Here is a 24,778-nt window from a genome sequence, read left to right as displayed (position 1 = left end):
ACAACAACGCCGATTCAGGTGCGGTTAACACTCACGACATTGGGTGCGCAGTATAAAAATCTGAAGCCAGTTGTTTTAACTGTAAAAACATTTCTATTCAGCGATAACTCATGACGTAGACAGGTTTAGCAGGCAGATATATCAGCGCCTTGGTTTTGGACGCTTAAATTCACCGCTTTCCTCACATTGCCTTGTGCAAAACCGCTAATAGCGTATTGATATCAAACGTTTTTACAAGAGTCGGCCGCTACAAATTTTTCGGCGGCGGCAGCCAGCGTCTACGCTTGTATGAGGTGCGATTAACATGATTAACCGGGCCAATCGATATGGGCGCTTTGTGGCATTCCGATTCGAAGAAGACTCCAGTCGCCGCTGATAGTCTTGATGACGCTTCATTGCCAAAACGTCCTCGTGTTAAACGGTACGGATGGCGTCTGTTTTGGCTGCTATTGCTGGTTGGCTTGGTCGCGCTGGGTATCGCGGTTTCTTCAGAAATCCACAGCTCCAGGCTGCAAGCACGAGAGTTCAGCCGTTTCGGCAGCGAACTCGGCTACTCCATGCAAAAAGGTCCGAGCAACGCTATCGCCTATCCTGGAGATGGCCCTTTCGACAAACGCCTGGGTTATTCCGCGATGGGGGAGTTTCTGCCGCGCCTGCTCAAGCGCGACTACCTGATCACCCAGCAAGTACGCTTCTCATCCGACCTTCTGGGCTACAGTCAGCGCGGCTTTTTCGCGCCCTATCAGGAGAAGATTCAGGCCGGTTTATCGATTACCGATTGCCAAGGATCGCCGCTCTATCAGTTTGTGTATCCGCAGCAGCTTTACCCTGATTTCTCGAGCATCCCGCCGTTGGTGGTGAACAGCTTGTTGTTTATCGAGAACCGGGACTTGCTTGACCCAAACCAACCGCAGGCAAATCCCGCTGTCGATTGGCCACGATTTGCCAAAGCAGCGGCCTCGCAGGTGGCCAAGCTGTTCGCCTTGGGCGGCCAATCTGCAGGCGGCAGCACCTTGGCCACGCAGCTAGAAAAGTACCGTCATTCCCCCGATGGCCTGACCCAGTCGGGCGCTGAGAAACTTCGACAAATGATTTCCGCGAGTGTCCGCGCCTATCAAGCCGGCACGCAAACGATGGATGCCCGGCAACGGGTAGTCCGGGATTATCTCAACAGCGTGCCGTTGTCTGCGGTGCCCGGGCATGGTGAGGTGCATGGCTTGGCTGAAGGTTTACGCGTGTGGTACGGGGCTGATTTTGATGAAATAAATCAGCAACTACGTGCCACCACGCAGGATACGAAAAACCTTGCCAGGCGCGGTCTCGCTTTGCGCCAAGTGTTGTCGCTGGTCATTGCGCAACGCCGACCGTCGCATTACCTGTCCCGCGGCCGCGAGGAGTTGGCCCAGTTGACCGACAGCCACATTCGCCTGCTGGCGCGCAATGGCGTGATTGATCAAGCGCTGGCAGGGGCCGCATTGGACAGCGTGGTGACTTACCGCGATTGGACGCAGCAACCGACGATCCAGCTCATCGAAACCGACAAAGGCATCAGCGTCGCCCGTAGCCGATTGTCGACGTTGCTAAACCGCCCACTGTACGACCTCGACCGACTCGACCTGGCGGCGACCAGCACGTTGCAAAACAGCCTGCAAACCCGCGTCAGTCAGTACCTTCAAGACTTGGCGGACCCTGCGTTGGCGGCAACGCTAGGTTTGATCGGCGACCACCTGCTGACCCCGACCAACACCGCGCAGGTTCGTTATAGCTTCACCTTGTTCGAGCGCGACCCAGACGGCTCAAGGGTCCGGGTGCAGACCGACAGCACCGACCAGCCGTTCGACATCAACGAGGGCAGCAAGCTGGAACTGGGTTCTACGGCCAAGATGCGTGTGCTCACCACTTACTTGGAAATCATCTCCGAGTTGCACGAACGCTACGCCGGACAAAGCCTTTCGGCATTGAACAAAGTCCCGGTGGAGGAACCTGATCGACTGACCCGTTGGTCTGTCGACTACTTGAAACAGAACAAGGACCAAGACCTGTCGAAAATGCTTTCAGCCGCGCTGGATCGGCAATATTCGGCCAGTCCCAACGAAGGTTTTTTCACTGGCGGCGGCATGCATCATTTCCATAACTTCCGTAACGAAGATAACGGCCGCAGCCCGAGTTTGCGCGATGCACTGCGCGAGTCGATCAACTTGCCGTTCATTCGTTTGATGCGTGATCTGGTGCGTTACAGCATCTATCAATCACCTAACAGCAGCGCGCAATTGCTTAAAGATGATGACGATCCTCATCGCCAGGAATACCTCAGTCAATTCGCTGACCGCGAAGGCACGGTGTACCTGCTGCGCTTCTGGAAACGCTACAAGAACAAGTCGACTCAAGAGCGTCTAGAAACGTTCCTGGACAGCATTCATCCCACCGCTATTCGAATGGCTGCGGTACATCGCTATCTGTTACCGGAAGCCCATCAGGACACCTTCAACGCTTTCGTCCGCGCGCACTTGGCCGAGAGCAAAGTCCCCATCGACAAATTGACCGATACGCGCCTGGACGCGCTGTATAAAAGCTACGGGCCCGGCGCTTATGACCTGCCGGATCAGGGTTTTATCGCCAAAGTCCACCCACTGGACCTATGGTTAGTGGGCTACTTGTTGAAACATCCAGATGCGCAGTTCAAAGAGGTGGTGGCTGCCAGCGAAATGGAGCGTCAGGAGGTTTACAGCTGGCTATTTAAAAGTCGTCACAAGAGCGCGCGTGATAGCCGGATTAGGACCATGTTGGAGATCGAAGCCTTTACCGACATTCACAAACGCTGGCAGCGCGTAGGGTATCCATTCGACCACCTGGTGCCATCTTTGGCGACGGCCATTGGCAGCTCTGGCGACCGCCCGGCAGCTTTGGCTGAACTGATCGGGATCATTCAAAACGACGGCGTGCGCCTGCCGGTGTTACGCGTTGACAGCCTGCACTTTGCTGCTGGAACGCCTTACGAAACGCAACTGATCAGCAATCCCGATCTAGGTAAACGTGTGCTGCCATCGGAAGTGGCGACGGCCATGCGTGAAGCGCTGTCGCAAGTGGTGGACGCTGGAACCGCGAAGCGTGTGCAAGGGAGTTTCAAACTCGCGGACGGCAGCACGCTAGCCATGGGCGGCAAAACCGGCACCGGCGATAACCGACTCGAAAGCATCGGCGCACGCGGTAGAATCTTGGGCTCGAAGTCCATCAACCGCACCGCCACCTTCGTGTTTTATATCGGCGACAACCACTTCGGCACTTTGACCGCATTCGTCCCGGGGCGAGCTGCGGAGGCCTTTAAATTCACCTCCGCGCTGCCGGTCCAGGTGCTTAAGGGTATGGCACCGATTCTTAATCCTTACCTGACGCCCGGCACCCGCACCGAATGCCAAGTGCCAAGCCCTCCTTTGCAAACCAGCGCCCGATAAAAACCATTTCGTCTCTGCCTCTTGCAAAATTCTTAAGATATATCTTAAGTTACATCTAACTGATGCAAGAGACAGAAAAAATGAGAGACCCAGGTGATCACCCCCACCACCATTTCCAGCACCGCGAACATGGTGATGGCCGAGATGGTTTCGAAAAACGCCCAGGACGCGAACGCGGCGGCCGTGGCCCTCGCGTCTTCGCCCCTGGCGACCTTAAATTATTGCTGTTGGCATTGATCGCGGAGCAACCGTGCCATGGCTACGACCTGATCCGTCAGATCGAAGGCATGTTCGACGGCGCCTACAGCCCCAGCCCCGGTGTGATTTATCCGACACTAACGTTTCTTGAGGAAAGCGAGTTAATCCTCGGGGACGCCATTGCCGGCAAGAAGCACTACACCGTGACCGAGGCAGGCCGCCAATCATTGGCTGATCAGGCCATTGCCCTGGACGGCGTGCGAATGCGCATCGACGTTAGCAAACGCTCGCTGCGTGGTCATGACCGGCCACCGGAAATACACGAGGCTGTGCATAACCTTCGGCACGCGCTGCAACTGCATCACGGACGCTGGAGCGCGGAAGAAATCCTGCGGGTACGCGACCTGCTGAACAACACCGCCAAAGCCATTGTCGATGGCCCGCTGGACACCTCGGAGAAGTCTCAATGAATTCACAAACATCGCTTGCTTCACAAGCCGCGCAGCCGCAAGGTATTCACCGTGTCAGTCATGACATCAAACGGCGCAAACTGGAAGTCATCCGGGTCTTTGACCTGACGCCCCGGATGCGCCGCGTGACCTTTAGCGGTCCGCAACTCGAGGGTTTCATCAGCTTGGGCACTGATGATCATGTGAAATTAATCTTCGCCCAAACCCCGGAGGAACAGGCAACGCTCGATACCTTTGTTCCCGGAGCGTCCGATGACGGCCCGCGTCCCACCATGCGCGATTACACGCCTCGCCGTTACGACCCGAAGGCTGGCGAACTGGACATTGATTTTGTGCTACACGGCGAAGGCCCTGCAGCTACCTGGGCAACCCAGGCGGCACCAGGACAGTTTCTGCACATCGCTGGCCCGCGTGGCTCGATGATCGTGCCGGATATCTTCGACAGCTACTTGTTGATCGGCGATGAAACCGCACTGCCGGCCATCGCCCGTCGCGTAGAAAGCCTGCCGGCTAACCGTGCAGCGTTGGTCGTCATGGAAATCGAAGACCCGGCTGAACAGCAGGCATTCAACAGCGTTGCGCAGGTCGACGTGATTTGGGTGGTTCGCAGCGAGCAAAACCTGGTGGATGTCGTTCGCAGGCTGGAAATGCCAGAGGGCGAACTGTACGCCTGGGTCGCCACCGAAGCGGCCTTGTCCCGCAAAATCCGGCGGGTGTTGCTGAACGAGTTTGGTCTCAGTGAAGCGCTGGTGAAGACGTCGGGGTACTGGCGGGTGGAAGGTGAGGATGAGTGAACGCACGATAAAAATTTACGTGTTGGCGAGAGGTTCGCCCCCTCCCAACACTTTGGCTCTACCGGTGGGTCTGCATTCGGCCTTTCAATCTATCAACCGCCAGCAACACACCTGAAATAAGCAGAAAGCCCACCAACACCCCCAGCGCGTTAAAAAACGTCTGTGGATAACCCAAGCTGCTGACATCAATAAACGGGTACATGTAGTCGCTGATCAAATAGCCGCGAAGCAAGGCATAGGCAAAATACGCCAGCGGATAGATGACCCAAAGCAGCACATGCTTTATGCGCAGTGTCCCTTTTGGAACGTAAACCCACCAATAAAACAGAAACAGAACCGGCAGGATGTCGTGCAGTAACTCATCGGCAACCCGCTGCAAACCGTGGGGTTGCCATAAAGGGCGTAGCAACAGGTTATACGCGATGCTTACCAATACGATGTTCGCAGCGACGCCGCTGCTGACCCAAGGCGTGCGAAAAAATCGATGAGCGCATGAGCCCCTGGAGGTGATTGCGCAGGTCAATACGGTCGCTACCAACGTGTTGGTAGTGACGGTGAAAAAACTGAAAAAACGTACCACTCCGGCCGATAGGCTGGCTTGGTCAACCCAGCGAGCGAACAAGACCAAGTAGAGCTGAAGGGCCAACGCCGACCAGCCCAGAATGGCGGCGATGAGGGTGTAACGCCGCGGCCCTCGCGCCATCTGAGTATGTTGACTGAGTATCATGGTTGTCCTTGAATTCGGGTAACACCAAGCACGAGCACTTAGCCCTTGCTGCGTTGCAATTTTAGGTACAAACCTTCGACTTTTTCGCGCGCCCAAGGAGTTTTGCGCAGAAATGTCAGGCTCGACTTAATGCTTGGGTCACTTTTAAAGCAGCGGATATCAATTTTTTCAGCCAATCCTGACCATTCGTAATGGGCAACCAGCGCGGTAAGAATCTGCTCAAGCGTTACGCCATGCAGGGGATTACTGTTGGATGTCATCATGCGGAACCTTCGACCTGACCTTTAATATGGACGGGACTGCGTCCCTTAGGTGCGCACCTTAGCTGAGGGCTTAGGCTGCGCAAAGCGACAAATGTGCCCTGCGCCGTTTACCACTGCCACTGAACCAGCCCGTTACCACATCCCTGATTTTTCTCCCAAGATGAGATCTCTAACTCATCAACGGTGAGTAATCAATTAATACGCTTCAAGGAGCTGCCATTCAGGGCCAACCTGAACTCTGCGCACCTTGCGATGCCTATGAACAAACCCCCCGAGAATCCTGATCAAGGTGCCGTGTTCCCGAGCGATTCAAATCGGCGGTTTTTACTAGAGCGAATCTGACTGAGCCAAGTTCGTAAGCAAAGCAATATCAAATGCAGCGGCGACCCTTAATTTTCATGGAGAAACACACTATGAGCACTGATGGTGCTTTAAGCAGAAACCGGTTGTTACCGACATTGCTAGGGCTGGTGTTCCTGCTAATGGGCTTGGCCATGTTGGCGGGCGGTATAAAACTGACCCAGTTGGGCGGTTCTCTGTATTACCTGATAGCAGGTATCGGCATTGCCATTACCGGCGTGCTGCTGATGATGGGGCGTCGCTCTGCATTGGGCTTGTACGCACTGGTACTGTTCGCCAGTACATTGTGGTCATTATGGGAAGTGGGCCTGGATTGGTGGCAATTGGTCCCACGCCTGGCACTGTGGTTCGCTATGGGTGTTGTGCTGCTGTTGCCCTGGTTTCGCCGTCCATTGCTTGAGCGTGGGCAGCAGCCTTCAGCGACAGGCACCCGGGCACTGAGCCTGGCGGTGATCCTTGCAGGCCTGGCCGCGCTGGCCAGCCAATTCACCAACCCAGGTGAAATCAAAGGTCAACTGGACCGTGAAACCGCAGGCACTACCAGCGCCGCGCCGGCCATGCCCGACGGCGACTGGCAGTCCTACGGTCGCACTGCGTTCGGTGACCGCTACTCACCTCTGGCGCAAATCACCCCGGAAAACGCGAGCAAGCTGGTACCAGCCTGGACTGACCGGACCGGGGATATTCCTGGGCCCAACGATCCAGGTGAGACCACCGCTGAGAACACCCCGCTGAAGGTCAACGGCATGTTGTACGTCTGCACGCCGCACAGCATGGTAATCGCGCTTGACCCGGATACCGGCAAGGAGTTGTGGCGTTTCGATCCGAAGATTAGTACGCAAAAAGCGGCCAACTTCAAAGGTTGGGCGCACATGACTTGCCGTGGCGTGGCCTATCACGATGACGCCGCTTACACGACTGCAACGGCTCCGGCACAAAGTCCGAAGGCAGCAGCAGCTGTCGCCGCCACTATAAGTTCGTGCCCTCGTCGTCTATTTTTGCCAACGGCTGACACCCGTCTGATTGCATTAAATGCCGACACCGGCAAACTGTGCGAAGACTTCGGCGACAAAGGCTCCATTGACTTAGGCGCTAACATTGGCACCTTCGCCCCAGGGGGTTACTACTCCACATCGCCACCCGCTGTGACGCAGAACTTGGTGGTGATCGGTGGTCACGTGACTGACAACGTCTCCACGGACGAGCCTTCCGGCGTTATTCGTGCGTTCGACGTCCACACCGGTCGCCTGGTGTGGAACTGGGACAGCGGCAATCCGAACGACACTACCCCAATTGCACCAGGCAAAACCTACACCCGCAACTCGCCCAACATGTGGTCAATGTTCGCAGTCGATGAAAAGCTCGGCATGCTCTATCTGCCAATGGGCAACCAGATGCCTGACCAATGGGGCGGCAATCGTACCCCTGAATCAGAGATATTCAGCGCAGGCTTGACCGCGCTGGATATCAAAACCGGTCATGTTCGCTGGACCTTCCAGTTCACGCACCACGATCTGTGGGACATGGACGTTGGTGGCCAGCCAACACTGATGGACATCAAGACAGCTGGCGGCATGAAGCAAGCGGTACTCGCGTCGACCAAGCAAGGCAGTATCTATGTACTTGACCGGACTAGCGGTCAACCAGTCGTGCCTATCAATGAAATTCCGGTCCCACAGGGCGCAGTGGCTAGCGATCATACTTCACCGACTCAACCCAAGTCGGACCTGAACTTCATGCCTCCACCGCTGAAAGAGCGCGACATGTGGGGCGTGACACCGTTTGACCAAATGCTGTGCCGAATTGATTTTAAGTCAATGCGCTATGACGGCCCCTTCACCCCGCCATCACTGCAAGGCTCGATCGTTTATCCGGGTAACTTTGGCGTGTTCGACTGGGGCGGTATTTCGGTCGACCCAGTCCGTCAGATAGCCTTTGTCAATCCGGACTACATGGCCTTCACATCACGGTTGGTCCCGGCAGCGGACATTGCGGGGGGGCCAGGCCGGAAAAGTGAAACCGAAGGTGTGCAGCCCAACACCGGCGCGCCGTATGGCGTGATCCTCCAAGCAATGCTGTCGCCATTGGGTTTGCCATGCCAAGCGCCAGCATGGGGTTATGTGGCTGCTGTGGACCTGACCAACCACACCACAATCTGGAAACACAAGAACGGTACCGTGCGTGATAGCTCGCCAATTCCGATTCCACTGACCTTGGGCGTACCCAGTTTGGGCGGCACCTTCATCACCAAAAGTGGCGTAGCGTTCCTTAGCGCAACCCTTGACCAGTACTTGCGTGCGTATGACGTTCGTAACGGCAAGCAACTGTGGGAAGGTCGCCTACCAGCCGGCGGTCAGACCACACCGATGACCTACACCGGCAAGGACGGCAAGCAATACGTGCTGGTCATGGCCGGTGGTCATGGCTCGTTAGGAACTAAACAAGGCGATTACATTTTGGCGTTCAAACTGCCAAATTGATGCGTTCTAGCGGTCAATAAGAAGGCGACTACCAGCAGGTAGCCGCCTTTTTTTGACGAATTCAGTTCGACCGCTGTACTTTCGCCGAAATAGGAAGTTGATCCGGAATCTGTCTGCTGCGCCTGCCGAAAAAGATTCGCCTGCGGTGTCACTTCTCAATAACTTCGCCACGCAACGGCGCCAGCTTGGCGATTAAGCGATTTTGGGTGGGTACCGGAATGTGCTGAGTGTCCATGGCATCGATCAGATCTTCAACCAAGGCGTTGAAATCGCTGCGGGTCAAGTGCTGGCCTTTATGGACTTCAGCCATGCTATCGCCGGTGTAGCGACAAGGGCCGCCGGCTTCCTCGCAGAACTTCTCAACCAATTTATCGCGCAGACGGACCACATCGACTCGCTTGAAATGCTCGACGATGCGCGGGTCTCGAGCAATGTTCAGCAACATGCCTTCTACGATGCGTTGAAGCCCGGCACGCTGACCAAGGGCGAGGTAAAGACTGTCATCGTGCGACGGCGTTTGCGCACAACCAGCCAGCACGGCAATCAAAAACCCCAACAGCAGACGCATGTTAAAAACTTCCTTGCACGGACAAATACGTGCCGTTCTGACTCTTCAAGGTGGCGATCTCGCCCAGCCGCGCATAGGCCAACACGAACGACAGGTGCTTGTTCGGAAAATAACCAACGAACAAATCTTTCCAGTCGCTCTCACCGGAGAACGACAGGTTGTCCGGCTTCTCGCGGTATTCCATGCCCATCGCCCAGTGTGGGTTAAATAGCACGGCGACCGAGCCTTCCTTGAGTAAGCTGCGGGTGTCATTAAGGTCTCCGCCAAAACCAAGCAACCCCAACTCGTTAGCGCGACTGTAACGCACACCACCATTGAGCAGCAGGTTGTAACCAAACGCCGCACCAATGAACATACGGCTCGCCGTCAAATAACCCTCGACGTCGGATGCACGTCTGGCGCCCGCCAGTTGCGAAACTAAAAAGTCGTCTTGATGTTTGTATTCCAGGCCCAACGAGACTTGTGGCAGGTCATCGTAAATAACGTCCCCGAACAACCGCACTTTTAGCCCAAAAATGTCTTGGCTCAAGCTGTCTCGGGGAAGATGCAACTTGCCCGCCAGCGACCCAATGTCCAACCGCTGGTGCGCGTACGACATCTCGACGCGGTTATCAAACGCTACAGCCATGCCTGCCACATCCAGGGCGTAGTCCGGCAAGTCAATATGGGTGGCGAACACAGAACTGCCCCACTCGCCCGCCTCGCCGTACCCGGCCAAAACCGCCCACGGCGTGACCCCTCCGCCAGCGGCGCCCTCGATGCTGCTGGCACCCCCGGTGGCAATCAACCGACCTTGATCACCTTCGGCGCTCGTACAGAACAAAATGGCCAAACCGCTTAACACCAAGCACAGACGACAACCCATAAATCAGTGCACCATCAGGCTTAGTGGACTTAACGGCTGTGCAATCCACACCTCAAACGCCGCGGCGGTCAGCGGACGACTGATCAGGTAACCCTGAGCAGTGTCGCAGTGCCAACGTTCAAGGAGGCGCAGGCTGCGTTCATACTCGACGCCTTCGGCCACCACTTTGAGCCCCAGGTTATGACTCATCTCAATGGTCGAGCGGACGATGACCGCGTCTTCACTGGTCTCGTCCAGGTCACGGACAAACGACTGATCTATTTTGAGTTCCTGCACCGGTAGACGCTTGAGGTGCGCCAATGACGAATAGCCCGTGCCGAAGTCATCTACCGACAGGCTGATGCCACATTCACGCAAAAGGTGCAGCACTTTCAATGCGTGTTCGGGTTCGCGCATGACGGCGCTTTCGGTGATTTCAAAGATCAATTGATCGGCCGGAACCTGGTACTGGTGAAGCAAAGCCGACACACGCCCGACGAGTTCGTCGCTGAGCAAATCGTCTGCTGAAATGTTCAGGGATATCTGCACCTGCAAGCCGCGGCGGTTCCATTGAGCCCACTGGCGCATGACTTCTTCAATGACCCAATGGGTCAACAAATGAATGCTGCCAGTGCGCTCGGCAAGAACGATAAACTCCAGCGGAGAAACCAAACCGAATTGGGGATGCTGCCAACGTAACAGTGCTTCGGCCTGGCGCACCCGCCCCTGACGGATGTCCAGCTTGGGCTGGTAATGCAAAACCAACTCGTTATTGGCCGCTGCATGACGCAAATCGCGAATCAGGCTGATCTGGCGTTGGTGGGCCACATCGCGCCCCTGTTGATAGATTTGCAAACGACCCGGCAGAAGGGCGGCATCTTGTCGTGCAATGGCAGCTCGGCTGAGCAACTCCTGCGGCGCGGCACCGTCGGCTGGATATACCGCAATACCCACACAGCAATCCAGCGACAAGTCATGACTTCCTATCCGCTGGGGCTTAAGCAAGAGTTGCTGCAATTTGTCGGCCATAGCGACGGCGCCATCACTGCTGGTATTTTCCAGCAACAGCAAAAACTCATTGGCAGTGAGTCTCGCCACTGTGTCGCCAGGACGTAGAACTGCCTGCACCCGAGCACTCACTCCTTGCAGCATATGATCAACACCTTCAGCGCCGATGCTTTCATTGATCGCCCTGAAGTTGACAATATCTAGATACAGCAACGCCACTGGCCGCTCAGCAGCAATCGAACTGCCCAGACGCTCCATGGCCAATGCTCGGTTAGGCAAGCCGGTGAGAGTATCGTGAAGGGCGTTGTGTGCCAGTTGCTGTTCGCGCTCAGCGATGCCGCTTTGCATCAAGTTAAAAGCACTCGCGAGTCGACCTAATTCATCGCTGCGCTCGAGAACCAGCGGCGTTTGATAATCGCCTTCACCAATGCGTTCTGCCGCTTGCGCCAATGCACGCACCGGTAATGAAACGTTGCGCGCCAGTAGCAGAGCTCCGGCCAGCGACGCCAATAGGGCAGCGAGGGCGATCCAGATAATTTTTTCGTCTAGCGAAGCGAACGCTTGCATGGCCCGATCCACCGGACTTTGCAGCAGGGCGATCACTTGTCCGTCTTCAGGATTACCTGAATTGACCAAGGCCAGCGACTGACTGAGAAAGCGTTGATTCATATGCTGGGTCAGGTGCATTTGCCGACCTTGAGACGTGTCGAGCATCACGCTGTTGAGGCTGCTATAAAGTGAATCGGGCTGGGTGCTGACCATTTGCCCTGATTGCTGACTATCAACGGCAAGAAACGAAACTTCCAGACCGCTTAGAGAGCGCAGTTCTTGGGCAAAATCGATGTCAATTGCAAAGCCCATCACCACCCGGCCAATGGGCAACGGCGCTAGAACAGTACTTTCCACCAAGAGATGCGGCTTGCCATCTAGCGGCACGATCAGTGCCGAGGGACTGTTGCGAATTTGGCGCAACGCCTCGTCAAAACGGAACTGGCTGCCTTCAGGGATCTGATCCACGGTGCTAGCCAAGACTTTGCCATCCATGCTCAGCAGGAACATGTCACTGGCGTTGATCCGTGCGCCATGATTAAGCAGGACCGAGCGGATGGTCGCTGAATCGCCGCTGGCTACAGCGTCCCGAAAACCGAAATCTGCTGCCACCAATTGCACGCCATCGCGCAATTGTCGGCCACGTATATCCAGCAAACTCTGGAATACGCGGGTACCCACTTCCAACTGTTCTTCGGCCTGAATCCGCACCGCATTATCGGTGGCCACCTTGACCGCAAAATACACGGCGCCAATCACCACCAGCATTAACAGGATCAATACGCAAGCGATGCGCGCCTGAAAACTACTGCGAAGGTTCATTCATGTGCGGCCTTATTAAAGGCGTCGCCAAAGGCACTCGACGCCGGGGGGCGGTCCGTACCCGTGTCTTTGGGTTGTACCGTCAGCGTGAATCGTTGGCGCAACCCTTTGACCGGGACGTCGATCTCGCCACCCGATGTTGATTGCATATCGGGCGAATCAGGATGCCAGAGCGTTACTTTGTAATGCCCAGCAGGCAGTTGGTCGAATTTAATCGCACCGTCACCACCGCTCACGGCAAACCATGGATCGTCAGTGACATAAATGTAGCCCAGCATAGAGTCGTGAATATTGCAGCCCAGCACCACCACACCCGGTTTGTCGAACAGCACCGGTAATGAGGGCGTTCCTCCGTATAGCCTTAGTTCAAAACGTTTGGCAGGGGAGAACGAATACACTTGATGGCGGACGTTATCGCTGTTGGGAAAGGCGACTTGCGTGCCGGAATGGACGGCTAGCACATGCGGTTCGAATTGCTGGTCGCGTTGGTCCATATCGGCTTTAAGTGCCAGCGCCAGGTTGCCTGATGGACCCTGCAGCGTCAGCACTGCAAAGTGCAACGGCTTGCCACTCTGGTCCACGATATCTGCATCGAAATTGGCGGCGGACGCGCCCATCGTGAAAATGACCGAATACATCACCAGGACAACTGTAGAAAAAACGCGAGGCATACCTGTATCCATTCCGTAGCTACAAAGCCGATTAACTGTACGCCTGCATTGGCAACGAAAGAACTAGCAGGACAGATTAGTGACATGCATTGAGAAGGTCACGCTTTTAAAAAGGCATTTAGCTACTACTGTCGTCGAGCCGTCTTAATCGTATCGGCATTTCAGACAGCAACCTAAGCCTAGTGAATCAATTTTATCAGGCCATTGAAACCTGCTATGGCGTGCCCCATTTAAACAGCATATCCAATAATGCAGGTGCCCCATGAGCGACCAGCAAAACGACTCAGCGACTGTGTCAGATGACGTTAATGCAGAACACGAAGTAGCTTCAGGCTCCACCAGCACCAGTTTGGCTTTGCCGGGACAAAGTCTTCCTGACAAGGTATACATCATTCCGATTCACAACCGACCATTCTTTCCGGCCCAAGTATTGCCGGTGATAGTCAACGAAGAGCCTTGGGCCGAGACCCTTGAGCTGGTCAGCAAGTCTGACCATCATTCCCTGGCCCTGTTTTTCATGGACGCGCCAGCTGACGATACCCGCCATTTCGATACCCAAGCCTTGCCCGAATACGGGACTCTGGTGAAGGTCCATCATGCCAGTCGCGAGAATGGCAAGTTGCAGTTCGTGGCTCAAGGGCTAAACCGCGTCCGCATCCGAACCTGGCTCAAACACCATCGCCCACCGTACCTGGTTGAGGTTGAATACCCGCAGACGTCCGTCGAAGCGACTGACGAAGTTAAGGCGTATGGCATGGCCCTGATCAATGCGATCAAGGAATTGTTGCCGCTGAACCCGCTATACAGCGAAGAATTAAAAAACTACCTGAACCGCTTCAGCCCCAACGACCCTTCGCCGCTCACCGATTTCGCCGCCGCACTGACCTCGGCCACCGGGGTTGAGTTACAACAAGTGCTCGATTGCGTGCCCATGCTCAAGCGCATGGAAAAAGTCCTGCCAATGCTGCGCAAAGAAGTCGAAGTGGCGCGACTGCAAAAAGAAATTTCCGCCGAAGTGAATCGTAAGATCGGCGAACATCAACGCGAGTTCTTTCTTAAGGAACAACTAAAAGTCATTCAGCAAGAGCTGGGCTTAAGCAAAGACGACCGCAGCGCCGACATCGAACAGTTTGAACAGCGACTGGAAGGCAAAACATTGCCGCCGCAGGCCCGCAAGCGCATCGACGAAGAGATGAGCAAACTCTCGATCCTCGAAACCGGCTCACCAGAATATGCGGTCACGCGCAATTACCTTGACTGGGCCAGTTCGGTGCCATGGGGTGTTTACGGTAAAGACAAGCTGGACCTCAAGCATGCGCGCAAGGTACTCGACCAGCACCATGCCGGGCTGGATGACATCAAGAGTCGCATTCTCGAATTCCTTGCGGTAGGCGCTTACAAAGGCGAGATCAGCGGCTCAATTGTGTTGCTGGTTGGCCCCCCCGGGGTCGGCAAAACCAGCGTCGGCCGCTCGATTGCAGAATCACTGGGGCGCCCGTTCTATCGTTTCAGCGTCGGCGGCATGCGCGACGAAGCAGAAATCAAAGGTCACCGTCGAACTTACATCGGCGCGCAGCCGGGCAAGTTGGTCCAAGCGCTGAAAGAAGTCGAAGTCATGAACCCGGTGATAATGCTCGACGAGATCGACAAAATGGGCCAAAGCTACCAAGGCGACCCGGCCTCAGCGCTGCTGGAAACCCTCGATCCAGAACAAAACGTCGAATTCCTCGATCACTACCTGGATTTGCGTCTGGACCTGTCGAAGGTGCTGTTCGTCTGCACCGCCAACACCCTGGATTCGATTCCCGGCCCGCTATTGGACCGGATGGAAGTGATTCGCCTATCGGGCTACATCACTGAAGAAAAGCTCGCCATCGCCAAACGTCACTTGTGGCCAAAGCAATTGGCAAAAGCCGGCGTGTCGAAAACCAGCCTGAGCATCAGCGACAGCGCGTTGCGTCAGGTCATCGACGGCTACGCACGAGAAGCTGGCGTTCGGCAGTTGGAAAAACAACTTGGCAAACTGGTGCGCAAAGCGGTGGTCAAGCTGATCGACAGCCCGAACCTGGTGATCAAACTCGGACCCAAAGACCTCGAAGCATCGCTGGGGACGGTGGTCTTCCGTAACGAACAAGTGCTATCCGGTACTGGCGTCATCACCGGCTTGGCCTGGACCAGCATGGGCGGCGCAACTTTGCCTATCGAAGCCACCCGTATCCACACGCTCAATCGCGGTTTCAAACTCACCGGGCAGTTGGGCGATGTGATGAAAGAGTCTGCGGAAATCGCTTACAGCTACGTCAGCGCCAACCTTGCGCAATTCGGCGGTGATCCACGATTCTTTGATGAGGCATTTGTGCATTTACACGTGCCCGAGGGCGCGACACCGAAAGACGGCCCGAGCGCTGGCGTAACCATGGCCAGCGCGCTGCTTTCGTTGGCGCGCAACCAGGCGCCTAAAAGGGGGGTGGCTATGACGGGAGAACTGACGCTGACTGGGCATGTACTGCCGATTGGCGGGGTACGTGAGAAAGTCATCGCCGCACGTCGGCAAAAGATCCACGAATTAATCCTGCCGGAACCCAATCGTGGCAACTTCGACGAGCTGCCGGACTACCTTAAGGAAGGTATTACCGTGCACTTTGCCAAGCGCTTTGCCGATGTGGCGAAGATATTGTTTTAAGGGTTAATCGCTTCGCCAACAAGTTGACTCCTACAGATCCAGTCCAACTTGTTGGCGAGAAAGGCTATGCTTTGTGTTCGTTGCATACGACTGGAGCCTCCATGACTGCCCGCCTGCTCGTCCCCCTGAGCCTCGCCCTGCTTGCTGCTTGCGTGCAACAACCCCGTCAAATCGTTAGCCTTGATAAGCAAAGTGATTGTCCGCTGAAGTTGAAATCAGGACAAACCTTACTCCTAACCCTGCCTAGCACACCCGAAACCGGCTATCGCTGGGCGGTGCAAAACCCCGCACCCGGTGTATTGCGTAGCTTGGGTCCAGAGGTTTACAGCAACCCGGAAAATGCCGGAGTGGTGGGTACTGCGGGCCAGTCGGCATGGCGTTATCAAGCAGCCAATGCCGGAGCCGGGCGCTTGATGATGGTTTATCAACAGCCTTGGGCACCTGAAGTCGCACCCGTAAAGACATTTGAGTGCGCTATTACAGTTAATTAACTTCCAATAAGCCTGATTTCTTTGAAAGTTGCCGAGGCCTGCGACTCGGTTGAGTACCGGTTGCGCTCTTAAACCACTGAAGTCATGCAGAGCATGGCAGCCTTCGGCAGCTTGCTCCTAAAAGCCACAAGTTTGCTTGGCGACAGTGCGACGTCGCATCCTGTGACTAACTTCGCTAAAATGCCGGCCTTTTTAACCTCCTCGCTGGAATCGCCGTGAGTAAAGAACCCGACCGCATTTTCGCCCAGCCACTGGCCCAGGTGCAGGACTTCGCCTTTAACGAAGACGTGGTGCGTGTTTTTCCTGACATGATCAAGCGTTCGGTGCCCGGTTATCCCACGATTGTCGAAAATCTCGGTGTGCTCGCAGCGCAGTTCGCCCAGCCAAACAGCGTGTTGTACGACTTGGGCAGCTCCCTTGGCGCGGTTACTCAGTCGTTGCGCCGCCATGTACGCAGCGAAGGTTGTCGGGTGATCGCTGTGGACAATTCGGCGGCCATGATCAACCGATGCCGTGAATACCTCAAAGCACAGGATTCGATGTTTCAAGAGCTGTTGCCGGTTGAGGTCATCGAAGGCGATATTCTTGCTTTGGAATTTCAACCAGCTTCGGTGGTGGCATTGAATTTTACGTTGCAATTCGTCGCCCCCGCGCAACGCCAAGCCTTGCTCAGCCGGGTCCGCCAATCACTGGTTCCAGGCGGCGCGCTGATCCTTTCGGAAAAACTGCGGTTTAACGATGATCAAGAACACGCTCTACTCACCGATCTGCACATCGCGTTCAAACGCGCCAACGGCTACAGCGAACTGGAAATTGCGCAGAAGCGCAGCGCCATCGAAAACGTGATGAAGCCCGACAGTCTTGAAGAGCACCGGGATCGCCTGCTGGCGGCCGGGTTTTCCAAAGTGGTGCCGTGGTTCCAATGCCTTAACTTTGCCTCTTTGATTGCCCTGCCATGATTGATCTCGCTCCACTAGTCCGCCGTTTGGCAGGCACTCCCTTGGCTGAGTGGGCAAATGGCCTGCAAACGCAACTCGATACCAAGATGACTAAAAGTCATGGCGATCTTGAGCGCTGGCAAGGCGCGCTGGATGCCTTGCCGTCGCTGAAGCCGACACGCGTCGACCTGACTGAAAGTTTCACGCTTGCTCTTGATAAGACTGACGACTGCGATGCTGACACCCGCGCACAACTGCGCACCGCGCTAATGGGCTTGTCACCGTGGCGCAAAGGGCCGTTCGATGTATTCGGCGTGCACATCGACACCGAATGGCGCTCCGACTGGAAGTGGTCGAGGGTGTCGCCGCACCTGGACTTGAAAGGCAAGCGGGTTTTGGACGTTGGGTGCGGTAACGGCTATTACCAGTGGCGCATGCTGGGTGCCGGGGCTGACAGCGTGATCGGGATTGATCCAAATTGGCTGTTTTTCTGCCAGTTCCAGGCCATGCAGCGTTTTTTACCCGACCTGCCTGCCTGGCACCTGCCGTTTACCCTAGAAGACCTGCCGGCCAACCTGGAAGGCTTCGACACTGTATTTTCCATGGGCGTGCTCTACCACCGGCGATCGCCGATTGATCATCTGCTGGCGCTGAAAGACTGTTTGGTCAAAGGCGGCGAGTTGGTAATGGAGACCTTGGTGGTGGAAGGCGACGTTCAGAAAGTACTGGTGCCTGAAGACCGCTACGCACAAATGCGCAATGTCTGGTTTTTGCCATCGGTGCCCGCGCTGGAATTATGGTTGCGGCGCGCAGGGTTTGTTGACGTGCATTGTGTCGATGTCAGTACAACCACTGTCGAGGAGCAGCGCGGGACTGAGTGGATGCGTTTTCAGTCGTTAAGCGACTATCTGGACCCGGGTGACCACAGCCGCACGGTAGAAGGCTTGCCTGCGCCGATGCGGGCCGTAATTGTGGCGCGTAAGCCGTAAGGCCTGGGTTCGGAATAAACCTTCGCCAATGAATTCGCTCCCGGACAGAAAGTGGCGTGGGAGCGAATTTTTTTCGCGAATAAGACCCATGTGGTCTAGCTGATCAGCCCTTGGCAGCCGCTGCCACTATCAGCGCTTTCATCTGCGCCACCGCCGATTTGAAACCCACAAATAATGCGTGAGCCACCAGCGCATGGCCGATGTTCAGCTCGTTGATGCCTCTGATCGCCGCAACTGCTTCAACGTTGTGGTAATGCAAACCGTGACCGGCATTGACGATCAGGCCTTGAGCCAGCCCGAACGCTACGCTATCTGCTATGCGCTGCAGTTCGTCTACAACGTCGCTAGGGGTCTGCGCATCAGCGTAACGGCCTGTATGCAATTCAATAGTCGGTGCGCCAATGCGTTTGGACGCCGCTATCTGCCGCTCGTCAGGGTCAATGAATAAAGACACTTCGCAACCGACTTTCGTCAGGCGATCGACAGCAGACTTGATTCGCGCTTCTTGCCCCGCGACATCTAAACCGCCTTCCGTGGTCAGCTCCTGGCGCGTCTCTGGAACTAGACAAATATTTGCCGGACGAAGGCGCTCGGCAAACGCGAGCATCTCTTCGGTGATGCCCATCTCGAAGTTCATGCGTGTTTGCAGCACATCTTTGAGCAACAGCACGTCGCGCTCCTGGATGTGACGGCGATCTTCGCGCAAATGTACAGTTATGCCATCAGCTCCTGCCTCTTCGGCATCCAGCGCGGCCTTTACCGGATCGGGGTAACGCGTGCCACGGGCCTGTCGCAGGGTGGCTACGTGGTCGATGTTCACGCCAAGAAGAATGCGAGTGCTTTGGGTCACGGATCTCTCCTGTCAGGTTGATCAAAAAAACAAGGCAGCATAAAGCCTGCTCACGGCTTACGAAACAATTCACGGCTAACCAGTGGCCGCCCACCCAAATGTACAGCGAGTGCCTGGCGCATCAGGCGTTTGGCTGCGGCCAGCGCGCCCGGTGCGTTCCAGTCCGCCTCAGCCATCGCCAACAACTCTACTCCCTGAAACACGCCGGGCTGCAACAACCAAACGCGCTCCAGCCCGGCATCCACTTGTAAGCGGTACATGCCATCTGCTGCCACAGGCTCACCGTTGATGTCAGCGTGTAGATCAAAGCCGTAACCGAGATCATCGAGCAAGCGCCATTCGAAAGAGCGCAACAAGGGTTCCAGCGGCCGACCTTCAGCCAATGCCAATAAAGTAGCGCCATAGTGGTTGAAAACAGCCGGATGTGGGACTTCAGGGGGTAATAGCCGAATTAGCAGTTCGTTCAGGTAAAGGCCACTGAAAAGTGCCTCGCCAATAAGCCAGGTCGAAAGGCCAGAGCTCTCCATGCGCCCGACATTCTTGAGCTCACCACGACCACGGAACTCGACTTCGAGCGGTACGAACGGCCGGGCCAAGGTGCCCGCCTTACCGCGTGCACTGCGCAAGACGGCGCGCAACAAGCCTTGAGGCGTGAGGAAGTCAACCAATGCGCTGCTTTCGCGGTACGCCCGGCTGTGCAGCACATAAGCAAGTTGGCCGGTTGGCGTGCTCATCGTTCAGGCAGGCTCGCAGATCGCAGCAATGGGAAGCGTAACGGATAACCGGTTGAGCCAAGCCCGGTGCCGGATCGACAAGGCGACCCCGCACCCGCCGTTCGGCTTAAAGGTCGGCGTAACCCAACGAACGCAAGGCGCGTTCGTCGTCGGACCAGCCGCCTTTGACCTTGACCCACAGATTGAGCATGACTTTGGAGTCGAACAGCAGCTCCATGTCACGGCGGGCGTCGGTACCGATACGCTTGATCCGCTCGCCCTTATCACCAATGATGATTTTTTTCTGCCCATCACGCTCTACCAGAATCAAAGCGTGGATATGCAAGGTTTTGCCTTGCTGCTTGAATTGCTCGATTTCCACCGTGATTTGATACGGCAGTTCGGCACCCAGCTGACGCATGATCTTTTCACGGACCAGTTCAGCCGCCAGGAAACGGCTGCTGCGGTCGGTAATTTGATCTTCCGGGAAAAAGTGATCGTTTTCCGGCAAGTGAGAAGCGATCAACCCTTCCAGTGCTTCAAGGTTGTGGCCCTGTTGCGCGGAAATCGGCACGATCTGCGCGTTAGGCAATTGGCCTTGTAGCCATTCCAGATGCGGCATCAACGCAGCTTTGTCTTCGAGACGATCCGTTTTGTTAATCGCCAGGATGACCGGACCTTGTACGTACTGAATGCGTTCCAGGACCATCTGGTCTTCGTCGGTCCAACGGGTACGGTCGACCACGAAAATCACCACGTCGACGTCTTTCAAGGCGGCCGAAGCGGTTTTGTTCATGTAGCGGTTTAGCGCTTTCTCGCCATTTTTGTGCATGCCGGGTGTATCGACGTAGACCGCTTGAATCGGGCCTTCGGTCTTGATGCCGAGCATGTTGTGACGGGTGGTCTGCGGCTTGCGTGAAGTAATCGCCAGCTTTTGGCCGAGAATGTGGTTCAGCAGCGTGGACTTGCCCACGTTGGGGCGGCCAACAATGGCAACATAGCCACAGCGAGTTGCGGTTGAATCAGTCATGGCCGTTCTCCACACCAAGGGCAATGAGTGCTGCGGCCGCGGCTACCTGCTCGGCAATGCGACGACTAACACCCTGACCCCGGCTTTTTTCATTCAATAAGTTGATCTCACACTCGACAAAAAACAGTCGGCAGTGCGGTTCGCCCTGAATATCCACCACTTCGTAACGTGGGAGGTCACAGGCGCGCGATTGCAAAAACTCTTGTAGGCGGGTTTTTGGATCTTTGTTGGTATCAACCAGGGTCAGGCTGTCGAACTCGGTGGTTAGCCAGGCCAGTACACGCTCACGCGCCATGTCCATGCCCGCGTCCAGATAGATTGCACCGATCAACGCTTCTAAGGCGTCGGCCAAAATTGATTCGCGACGGAACCCCCCGCTTTTCAATTCGCCGGAACCCAAGCGCAGATACTCGCCCAAGTCGAAACCACGGGCCAGCAATGCCAGGGTTTCACCCTTTACCAAGCGCGCCCGAAGCCGCGATAACTGGCCCTCTCGCGCCAGAGGGAAGCGGTCGAACAAAGCTTCCCCGGCGACAAAGTTCAAAATAGCGTCACCGAGGAACTCCAGACGCTCGTTGTTACGGCCGGCAAAACTCCGGTGTGTCAGGGCAAGGATCATCAGTTCCTGATCCTTGAAGGTGTAGCCGAGCTGACGCTCCAAGCGACTCAAGGATACGCTCACGGTTTTGCCACACTGAATTCGTGATCGAACTTTATCACCAGATCAATATTCTCGATCAGGGGTTCGCGATTCTCATATTTTAAATGGGCGAGGAACTGATTGTTCTGCACCGTCACACTTAACGCCTTGTTCAAATCCAAATCCCGAATGCTGTTGACCTCCATGCCCTTTCTGACATGGCTGTAAAAATCGCTGATCGTCGTAATTTCCAGCGTTTTGTCGGTATCGACCGAGCTAATAATATTCTTCAATGACATATAGTCGAGGTAATGCGGAATCACCTTGAACGCCGTGCTCGCCACAAAAGCGACCAGCGCCAATGTCAGCAACCAACCAAAGAACGACAAACCCTTTTGCGAAACGGCGGATGTCATATTCGACCTCAAGCGTAGCTGCTCTAATTGCAAGCAAGGTTGTTATGCCGCTGCCGGCGTTTCAGGCCAGCCCAAATGACATACGGCGCTGTTGTGAAACAGCGCCGTATTTACTTACTTGATCAAGCCGACCCGAGAGATATTCGGGAAATGACTAAGTTTCGGCTCAGGCCAGCTCATCCAGACAGCAAAGGCTTTACCCACAATATTCTTGTCGGGAACCATGCCCAACTCATCCTTGGGAATATTGGGATCGTCCCAAAAACGGCTGTCATTGGAGTTGTCACGGTTGTCACCCATCATGAAATAGTGCGCCGCAGGCACGGTCCACTCATGATCAGGTGGCGCACGGTAACGACTCATTTCCTGGCGAATCTGATGCTCGACTTCACCCAGTTTCTCTTGATAAAGCTCTGCGCTACCTAACGTGCCCGGTTCAGAGCCGATCAACTGTTTAGCGACCAACTCACCATTGATGAACAGGCGCTTGTCGTTGGTATAGCGAATTCGATCACCAGGCAAACCCACTACCCGCTTGATGTAATTAACGCTCGGGTCGCTAGGGTAACGAAACACCATGACATCGCCGCGCTGCGGGTTACCTATCTGGATCACTTTCTGATCCAGTACAGGCAAGCGAATGCCGTAGGAAAACTTATTCACCAGGATGAAATCACCCACGTCCAGTGTTGGCTTCATCGACCCCGAAGGAATCTGAAAAGGCTCTACCAGAAAGGAGCGCAAAATCAGCACGATGAATAGAACTGGAAAGAATGATTTGCCGTATTCAACCAACAACGGTTCTTTGTTTAGCCGCTCTACGATGGCGAGATCCGGCTGGCTGACGCTGCCCTGATAAGTCGTTATCGCGATACGCCGACGTGGCGCCAAAATGGCCAGATCGAGCAAAGCGAGCAAACCGCATACGAAAACGGCGATGACCAACAACAGCGGGAAATTTAGTGACATAGGACCTAACTATCCAACCTGAGCACTGCAAGGAAGGCTTCCTGTGGAATTTCCACATTACCGACCTGCTTCATGCGTTTTTTACCGGCCTTCTGCTTCTCGAGCAGTTTACGCTTACGGCTGACGTCGCCACCGTAACATTTGGCCAGTACGTTCTTTCTGAGCGCCTTGACCGTTGTACGCGCCACAACCTGCCCGCCAATGGCGGCCTGGATTGCAACATCGAACATCTGCCGCGGAATCAGTTCTTTCATCTTTTCGGTTAGCGCGCGACCTTTGAAGTTCGCGTTATCGCGGTGCACGATCAATGCCAACGCGTCGACTTTCTCACCATTAATCAACACATCAAGCTTGACCAGGTTTGCAGATTGGTAACGGTTGAAATGGTAGTCCAAAGACGCATAACCGCGGCTTACAGACTTGAGACGGTCGAAGAAGTCCAGAACCACTTCGTTCATTGGCAGGTCGTAGGTCACTTGTACTTGAGTGCCCAGGAATAACATGTCGTGTTGCACGCCACGTTTTTCGATGCACAGCGTAATGACGTTGCCTAGGTGCTCTTGGGGCACAAGAATGTTGGCACGCACAATGGGTTCGCGCATGTCTTCAATTGTGGACTGATCCGGAAGCTTTGACGGGTTATCGACAAGAATCGTTTCCCCCGTTTTCAACAGCAATTCGAAAATTACTGTTGGCGCGGTCGTGATCAGGTCCAAATCGTATTCGCGTTCAAGACGCTCCTGGATGATCTCCATGTGGAGCATGCCAAGGAAGCCGCAACGAAATCCGAAACCAAGCGCGTCGGAGGCTTCCGGCGCGTACTGCAGGGAAGAGTCGTTCAGCGTGAGCTTTTGCAGCGCTTCGCGGAAGTCTTCGAAATCGTCAGAGCTGACCGGAAACAGACCCGCATACACCTGCGGTTGGACACGCTTGAAGCCGGGCAACACATCAACATCAGGCGTGGTGCTCAGGGTCAGCGTGTCACCAACGGGAGCCCCGTGAATGTCTTTGATGCCGGCGATGATGAAACCTACTTCGCCAGCTTTCAGATCAACGGTCTGTGTATGCTTGGGCGAAAACACGCCCACGCTGTCCACCAAGTGCATTTTTCCGGTGGACTTGACCAGAATCTTGTCACCCTTGCGTACACGTCCGTTGCGCACGCGCACCAGCGACACAACGCCAAGGTAGTTGTCGAACCATGAATCGATGATCAACGCTTGCAGCGGCGCATCGATATCGCCGGTCGGAGCAGGGATGGTGTGAACCAGACGCTCCAGTACTTCATCGACGCCGAGACCGGTTTTGGCCGAGCAGGCAACTGCGTCAGTGGCATCAATGCCGATAATTTTCTCGATTTCTTCCTTGACGCGATCAGGGTCAGCCTGCGGTAAATCGATCTTGTTCAACACCGGCATGACCTCAAGGCCCTGCTCGATGGCGGTGTAGCAGTTGGCGACAGACTGGGCTTCAACCCCTTGACCCGCATCGACAACCAGCAGCGCGCCTTCGCAGGCAGCCAGCGAACGGCTGACTTCATAGGTGAAGTCAACGTGGCCTGGGGTATCGATGAAGTTCAACTGATAGGTTTTGCCGTCCAGCGCCTTGTAGTAAAGGGTAACGCTGTGAGCCTTGATGGTGATGCCGCGCTCGCGCTCCAAATCCATGGAATCGAGGACCTGAGCTTCCATTTCGCGCTCGGACAAGCCGCCACACATTTGAATGAAGCGGTCTGCCAGCGTCGACTTGCCATGGTCAATGTGGGCGATGATGGAGAAATTGCGGATATGACTCAAATCACTCACGGGTCAACACTCAAAAAGGTTGCAGGCAGACTGCCCGCCGAAAAATAG

At 55.3% G+C, this 24,778-nt stretch carries 21 protein-coding genes; 8 read left to right on the top strand and 13 right to left on the bottom strand.

Annotated features, from left to right (window positions below):
* The first annotated feature begins 326 nt into the window (after positions 1 to 326).
* From QN378_RS12030 to QN378_RS12020, 3 genes are all read left to right on the top strand, one after another.
* Positions 327 to 3,452 (top strand): transglycosylase domain-containing protein, encoded by a 3,126-nt coding sequence (locus tag QN378_RS12030; protein WP_323549556.1) that lies wholly within the window; start codon positions 327 to 329, stop codon positions 3,450 to 3,452.
* Positions 3,453 to 3,532: 80 nt separating this feature from the next.
* On the top strand, positions 3,533 to 4,120 hold the full coding sequence (locus QN378_RS12025; protein WP_323549555.1) for a PadR family transcriptional regulator: 588 nt from the start codon (positions 3,533 to 3,535) through the stop codon (positions 4,118 to 4,120).
* Positions 4,117 to 4,914: a siderophore-interacting protein gene (locus QN378_RS12020; protein WP_322205195.1), complete on the top strand. Its 798-nt coding sequence runs from the start codon at positions 4,117 to 4,119 to the stop codon at positions 4,912 to 4,914. Before QN378_RS12025 ends, QN378_RS12020 begins: the two co-directional genes overlap by 4 nt.
* A gap of 58 nt (positions 4,915 to 4,972) precedes the next feature.
* On the opposite strand, the gene QN378_RS12015 is transcribed toward QN378_RS12020, so the two are convergent.
* Positions 4,973 to 5,638, bottom strand: a complete 666-nt coding sequence (locus QN378_RS12015) for a Pr6Pr family membrane protein (protein WP_322206919.1) — start codon at positions 5,636 to 5,638, stop codon at positions 4,973 to 4,975.
* 41 nt (positions 5,639 to 5,679) lie between these two features.
* A complete protein-coding gene (locus QN378_RS12010; RefSeq protein ID WP_322205196.1) occupies positions 5,680 to 5,904 on the bottom strand; it encodes a VF530 family protein in 225 nt (74 codons plus the stop codon).
* 413 nt (positions 5,905 to 6,317) lie between these two features.
* Here QN378_RS12010 and QN378_RS12005 point away from each other — a divergent pair, with 413 nt between their 5' ends.
* Positions 6,318 to 8,744 carry a glucose/quinate/shikimate family membrane-bound PQQ-dependent dehydrogenase gene (locus tag QN378_RS12005; RefSeq protein WP_323549552.1) on the top strand — a complete coding sequence of 809 codons (2,427 nt, stop codon included), beginning with the start codon at positions 6,318 to 6,320 and terminating at the stop codon, positions 8,742 to 8,744.
* 148 nt (positions 8,745 to 8,892) lie between these two features.
* Here QN378_RS12005 and QN378_RS12000 read toward each other — a convergent pair whose 3' ends face one another.
* From QN378_RS12000 to QN378_RS11985, 4 genes are read right to left on the bottom strand one after another with little or no spacing between them, the layout of a single operon-like run.
* Positions 8,893 to 9,312 carry a group 1 truncated hemoglobin gene (locus QN378_RS12000; protein ID WP_322205198.1) on the bottom strand — a complete coding sequence of 140 codons (420 nt, stop codon included), beginning with the start codon at positions 9,310 to 9,312 and terminating at the stop codon, positions 8,893 to 8,895.
* A gap of 1 nt (position 9,313) precedes the next feature.
* Positions 9,314 to 10,177 carry a DUF3034 family protein gene (locus QN378_RS11995; RefSeq protein WP_322205199.1) on the bottom strand — a complete coding sequence of 288 codons (864 nt, stop codon included), beginning with the start codon at positions 10,175 to 10,177 and terminating at the stop codon, positions 9,314 to 9,316.
* 3 nt (positions 10,178 to 10,180) lie between these two features.
* Complete coding sequence (locus tag QN378_RS11990; RefSeq protein WP_322205200.1) at positions 10,181 to 12,535, bottom strand: putative bifunctional diguanylate cyclase/phosphodiesterase; 2,355 nt, start codon at positions 12,533 to 12,535, stop codon at positions 10,181 to 10,183.
* Positions 12,532 to 13,206, bottom strand: coding sequence for a methylamine utilization protein (locus QN378_RS11985; protein ID WP_322205201.1), 675 nt, complete (start codon positions 13,204 to 13,206; stop codon positions 12,532 to 12,534). Before QN378_RS11985 ends, QN378_RS11990 begins: the two co-directional genes overlap by 4 nt.
* Before the next feature lie 292 nt (positions 13,207 to 13,498).
* On the opposite strand from QN378_RS11985, the gene lon reads away from it, so the two are divergent.
* From lon to cmoB, 4 genes are all read left to right on the top strand, one after another.
* Positions 13,499 to 15,889 (top strand): endopeptidase La, encoded by a 2,391-nt coding sequence (lon, locus tag QN378_RS11980; protein ID WP_407074063.1) that lies wholly within the window; start codon positions 13,499 to 13,501, stop codon positions 15,887 to 15,889.
* A gap of 101 nt (positions 15,890 to 15,990) precedes the next feature.
* On the top strand, positions 15,991 to 16,380 hold the full coding sequence (locus QN378_RS11975) for a protease inhibitor I42 family protein (RefSeq protein ID WP_322205203.1): 390 nt from the start codon (positions 15,991 to 15,993) through the stop codon (positions 16,378 to 16,380).
* A 215-nt stretch (positions 16,381 to 16,595) separates the two neighbouring features.
* Positions 16,596 to 17,339 carry a carboxy-S-adenosyl-L-methionine synthase CmoA gene (gene cmoA / locus QN378_RS11970; RefSeq protein ID WP_322205204.1) on the top strand — a complete coding sequence of 248 codons (744 nt, stop codon included), beginning with the start codon at positions 16,596 to 16,598 and terminating at the stop codon, positions 17,337 to 17,339.
* Positions 17,336 to 18,307: a tRNA 5-methoxyuridine(34)/uridine 5-oxyacetic acid(34) synthase CmoB gene (gene cmoB / locus QN378_RS11965; protein WP_322205205.1), complete on the top strand. Its 972-nt coding sequence runs from the start codon at positions 17,336 to 17,338 to the stop codon at positions 18,305 to 18,307. Before cmoA ends, cmoB begins: the two co-directional genes overlap by 4 nt.
* 103 nt (positions 18,308 to 18,410) lie before the next feature.
* On the opposite strand, the gene pdxJ is transcribed toward cmoB, so the two are convergent.
* The 7 genes from pdxJ to lepA all read right to left on the bottom strand — a co-directional run bounded on the left by pdxJ (position 18,411) and on the right by lepA (position 24,730).
* Complete coding sequence (gene pdxJ, locus QN378_RS11960) at positions 18,411 to 19,157, bottom strand: pyridoxine 5'-phosphate synthase (RefSeq protein ID WP_322205206.1); 747 nt, start codon at positions 19,155 to 19,157, stop codon at positions 18,411 to 18,413.
* Positions 19,158 to 19,207: 50 nt separating this feature from the next.
* On the bottom strand, positions 19,208 to 19,891 hold the full coding sequence (gene recO / locus QN378_RS11955; protein WP_322205207.1) for a DNA repair protein RecO: 684 nt from the start codon (positions 19,889 to 19,891) through the stop codon (positions 19,208 to 19,210).
* A gap of 106 nt (positions 19,892 to 19,997) precedes the next feature.
* Positions 19,998 to 20,900, bottom strand: a complete 903-nt coding sequence (gene era, locus QN378_RS11950) for a GTPase Era (protein ID WP_322165866.1) — start codon at positions 20,898 to 20,900, stop codon at positions 19,998 to 20,000.
* Positions 20,893 to 21,582: a ribonuclease III gene (gene rnc / locus QN378_RS11945; protein ID WP_322205208.1), complete on the bottom strand. Its 690-nt coding sequence runs from the start codon at positions 21,580 to 21,582 to the stop codon at positions 20,893 to 20,895. Before rnc ends, era begins: the two co-directional genes overlap by 8 nt.
* Complete coding sequence (locus QN378_RS11940; protein WP_322205209.1) at positions 21,579 to 21,956, bottom strand: DUF4845 domain-containing protein; 378 nt, start codon at positions 21,954 to 21,956, stop codon at positions 21,579 to 21,581. Before QN378_RS11940 ends, rnc begins: the two co-directional genes overlap by 4 nt.
* 114 nt (positions 21,957 to 22,070) lie before the next feature.
* Positions 22,071 to 22,925 (bottom strand): signal peptidase I, encoded by an 855-nt coding sequence (gene lepB, locus QN378_RS11935; protein ID WP_322205210.1) that lies wholly within the window; start codon positions 22,923 to 22,925, stop codon positions 22,071 to 22,073.
* A gap of 5 nt (positions 22,926 to 22,930) precedes the next feature.
* On the bottom strand, positions 22,931 to 24,730 hold the full coding sequence (gene lepA / locus QN378_RS11930) for a translation elongation factor 4 (protein WP_322205211.1): 1,800 nt from the start codon (positions 24,728 to 24,730) through the stop codon (positions 22,931 to 22,933).
* Positions 24,731 to 24,778: the final 48 nt, after the last annotated feature.

This window comes from Pseudomonas sp. 10S5 (assembly GCF_035019745.1).
In the GTDB taxonomy this organism is placed as follows: Bacteria; Pseudomonadota; Gammaproteobacteria; order Pseudomonadales; family Pseudomonadaceae; genus Aquipseudomonas.
Note: the sequence above shows the minus strand (reverse complement) of the source record. Positions and strands in the feature narration are given on the sequence as shown.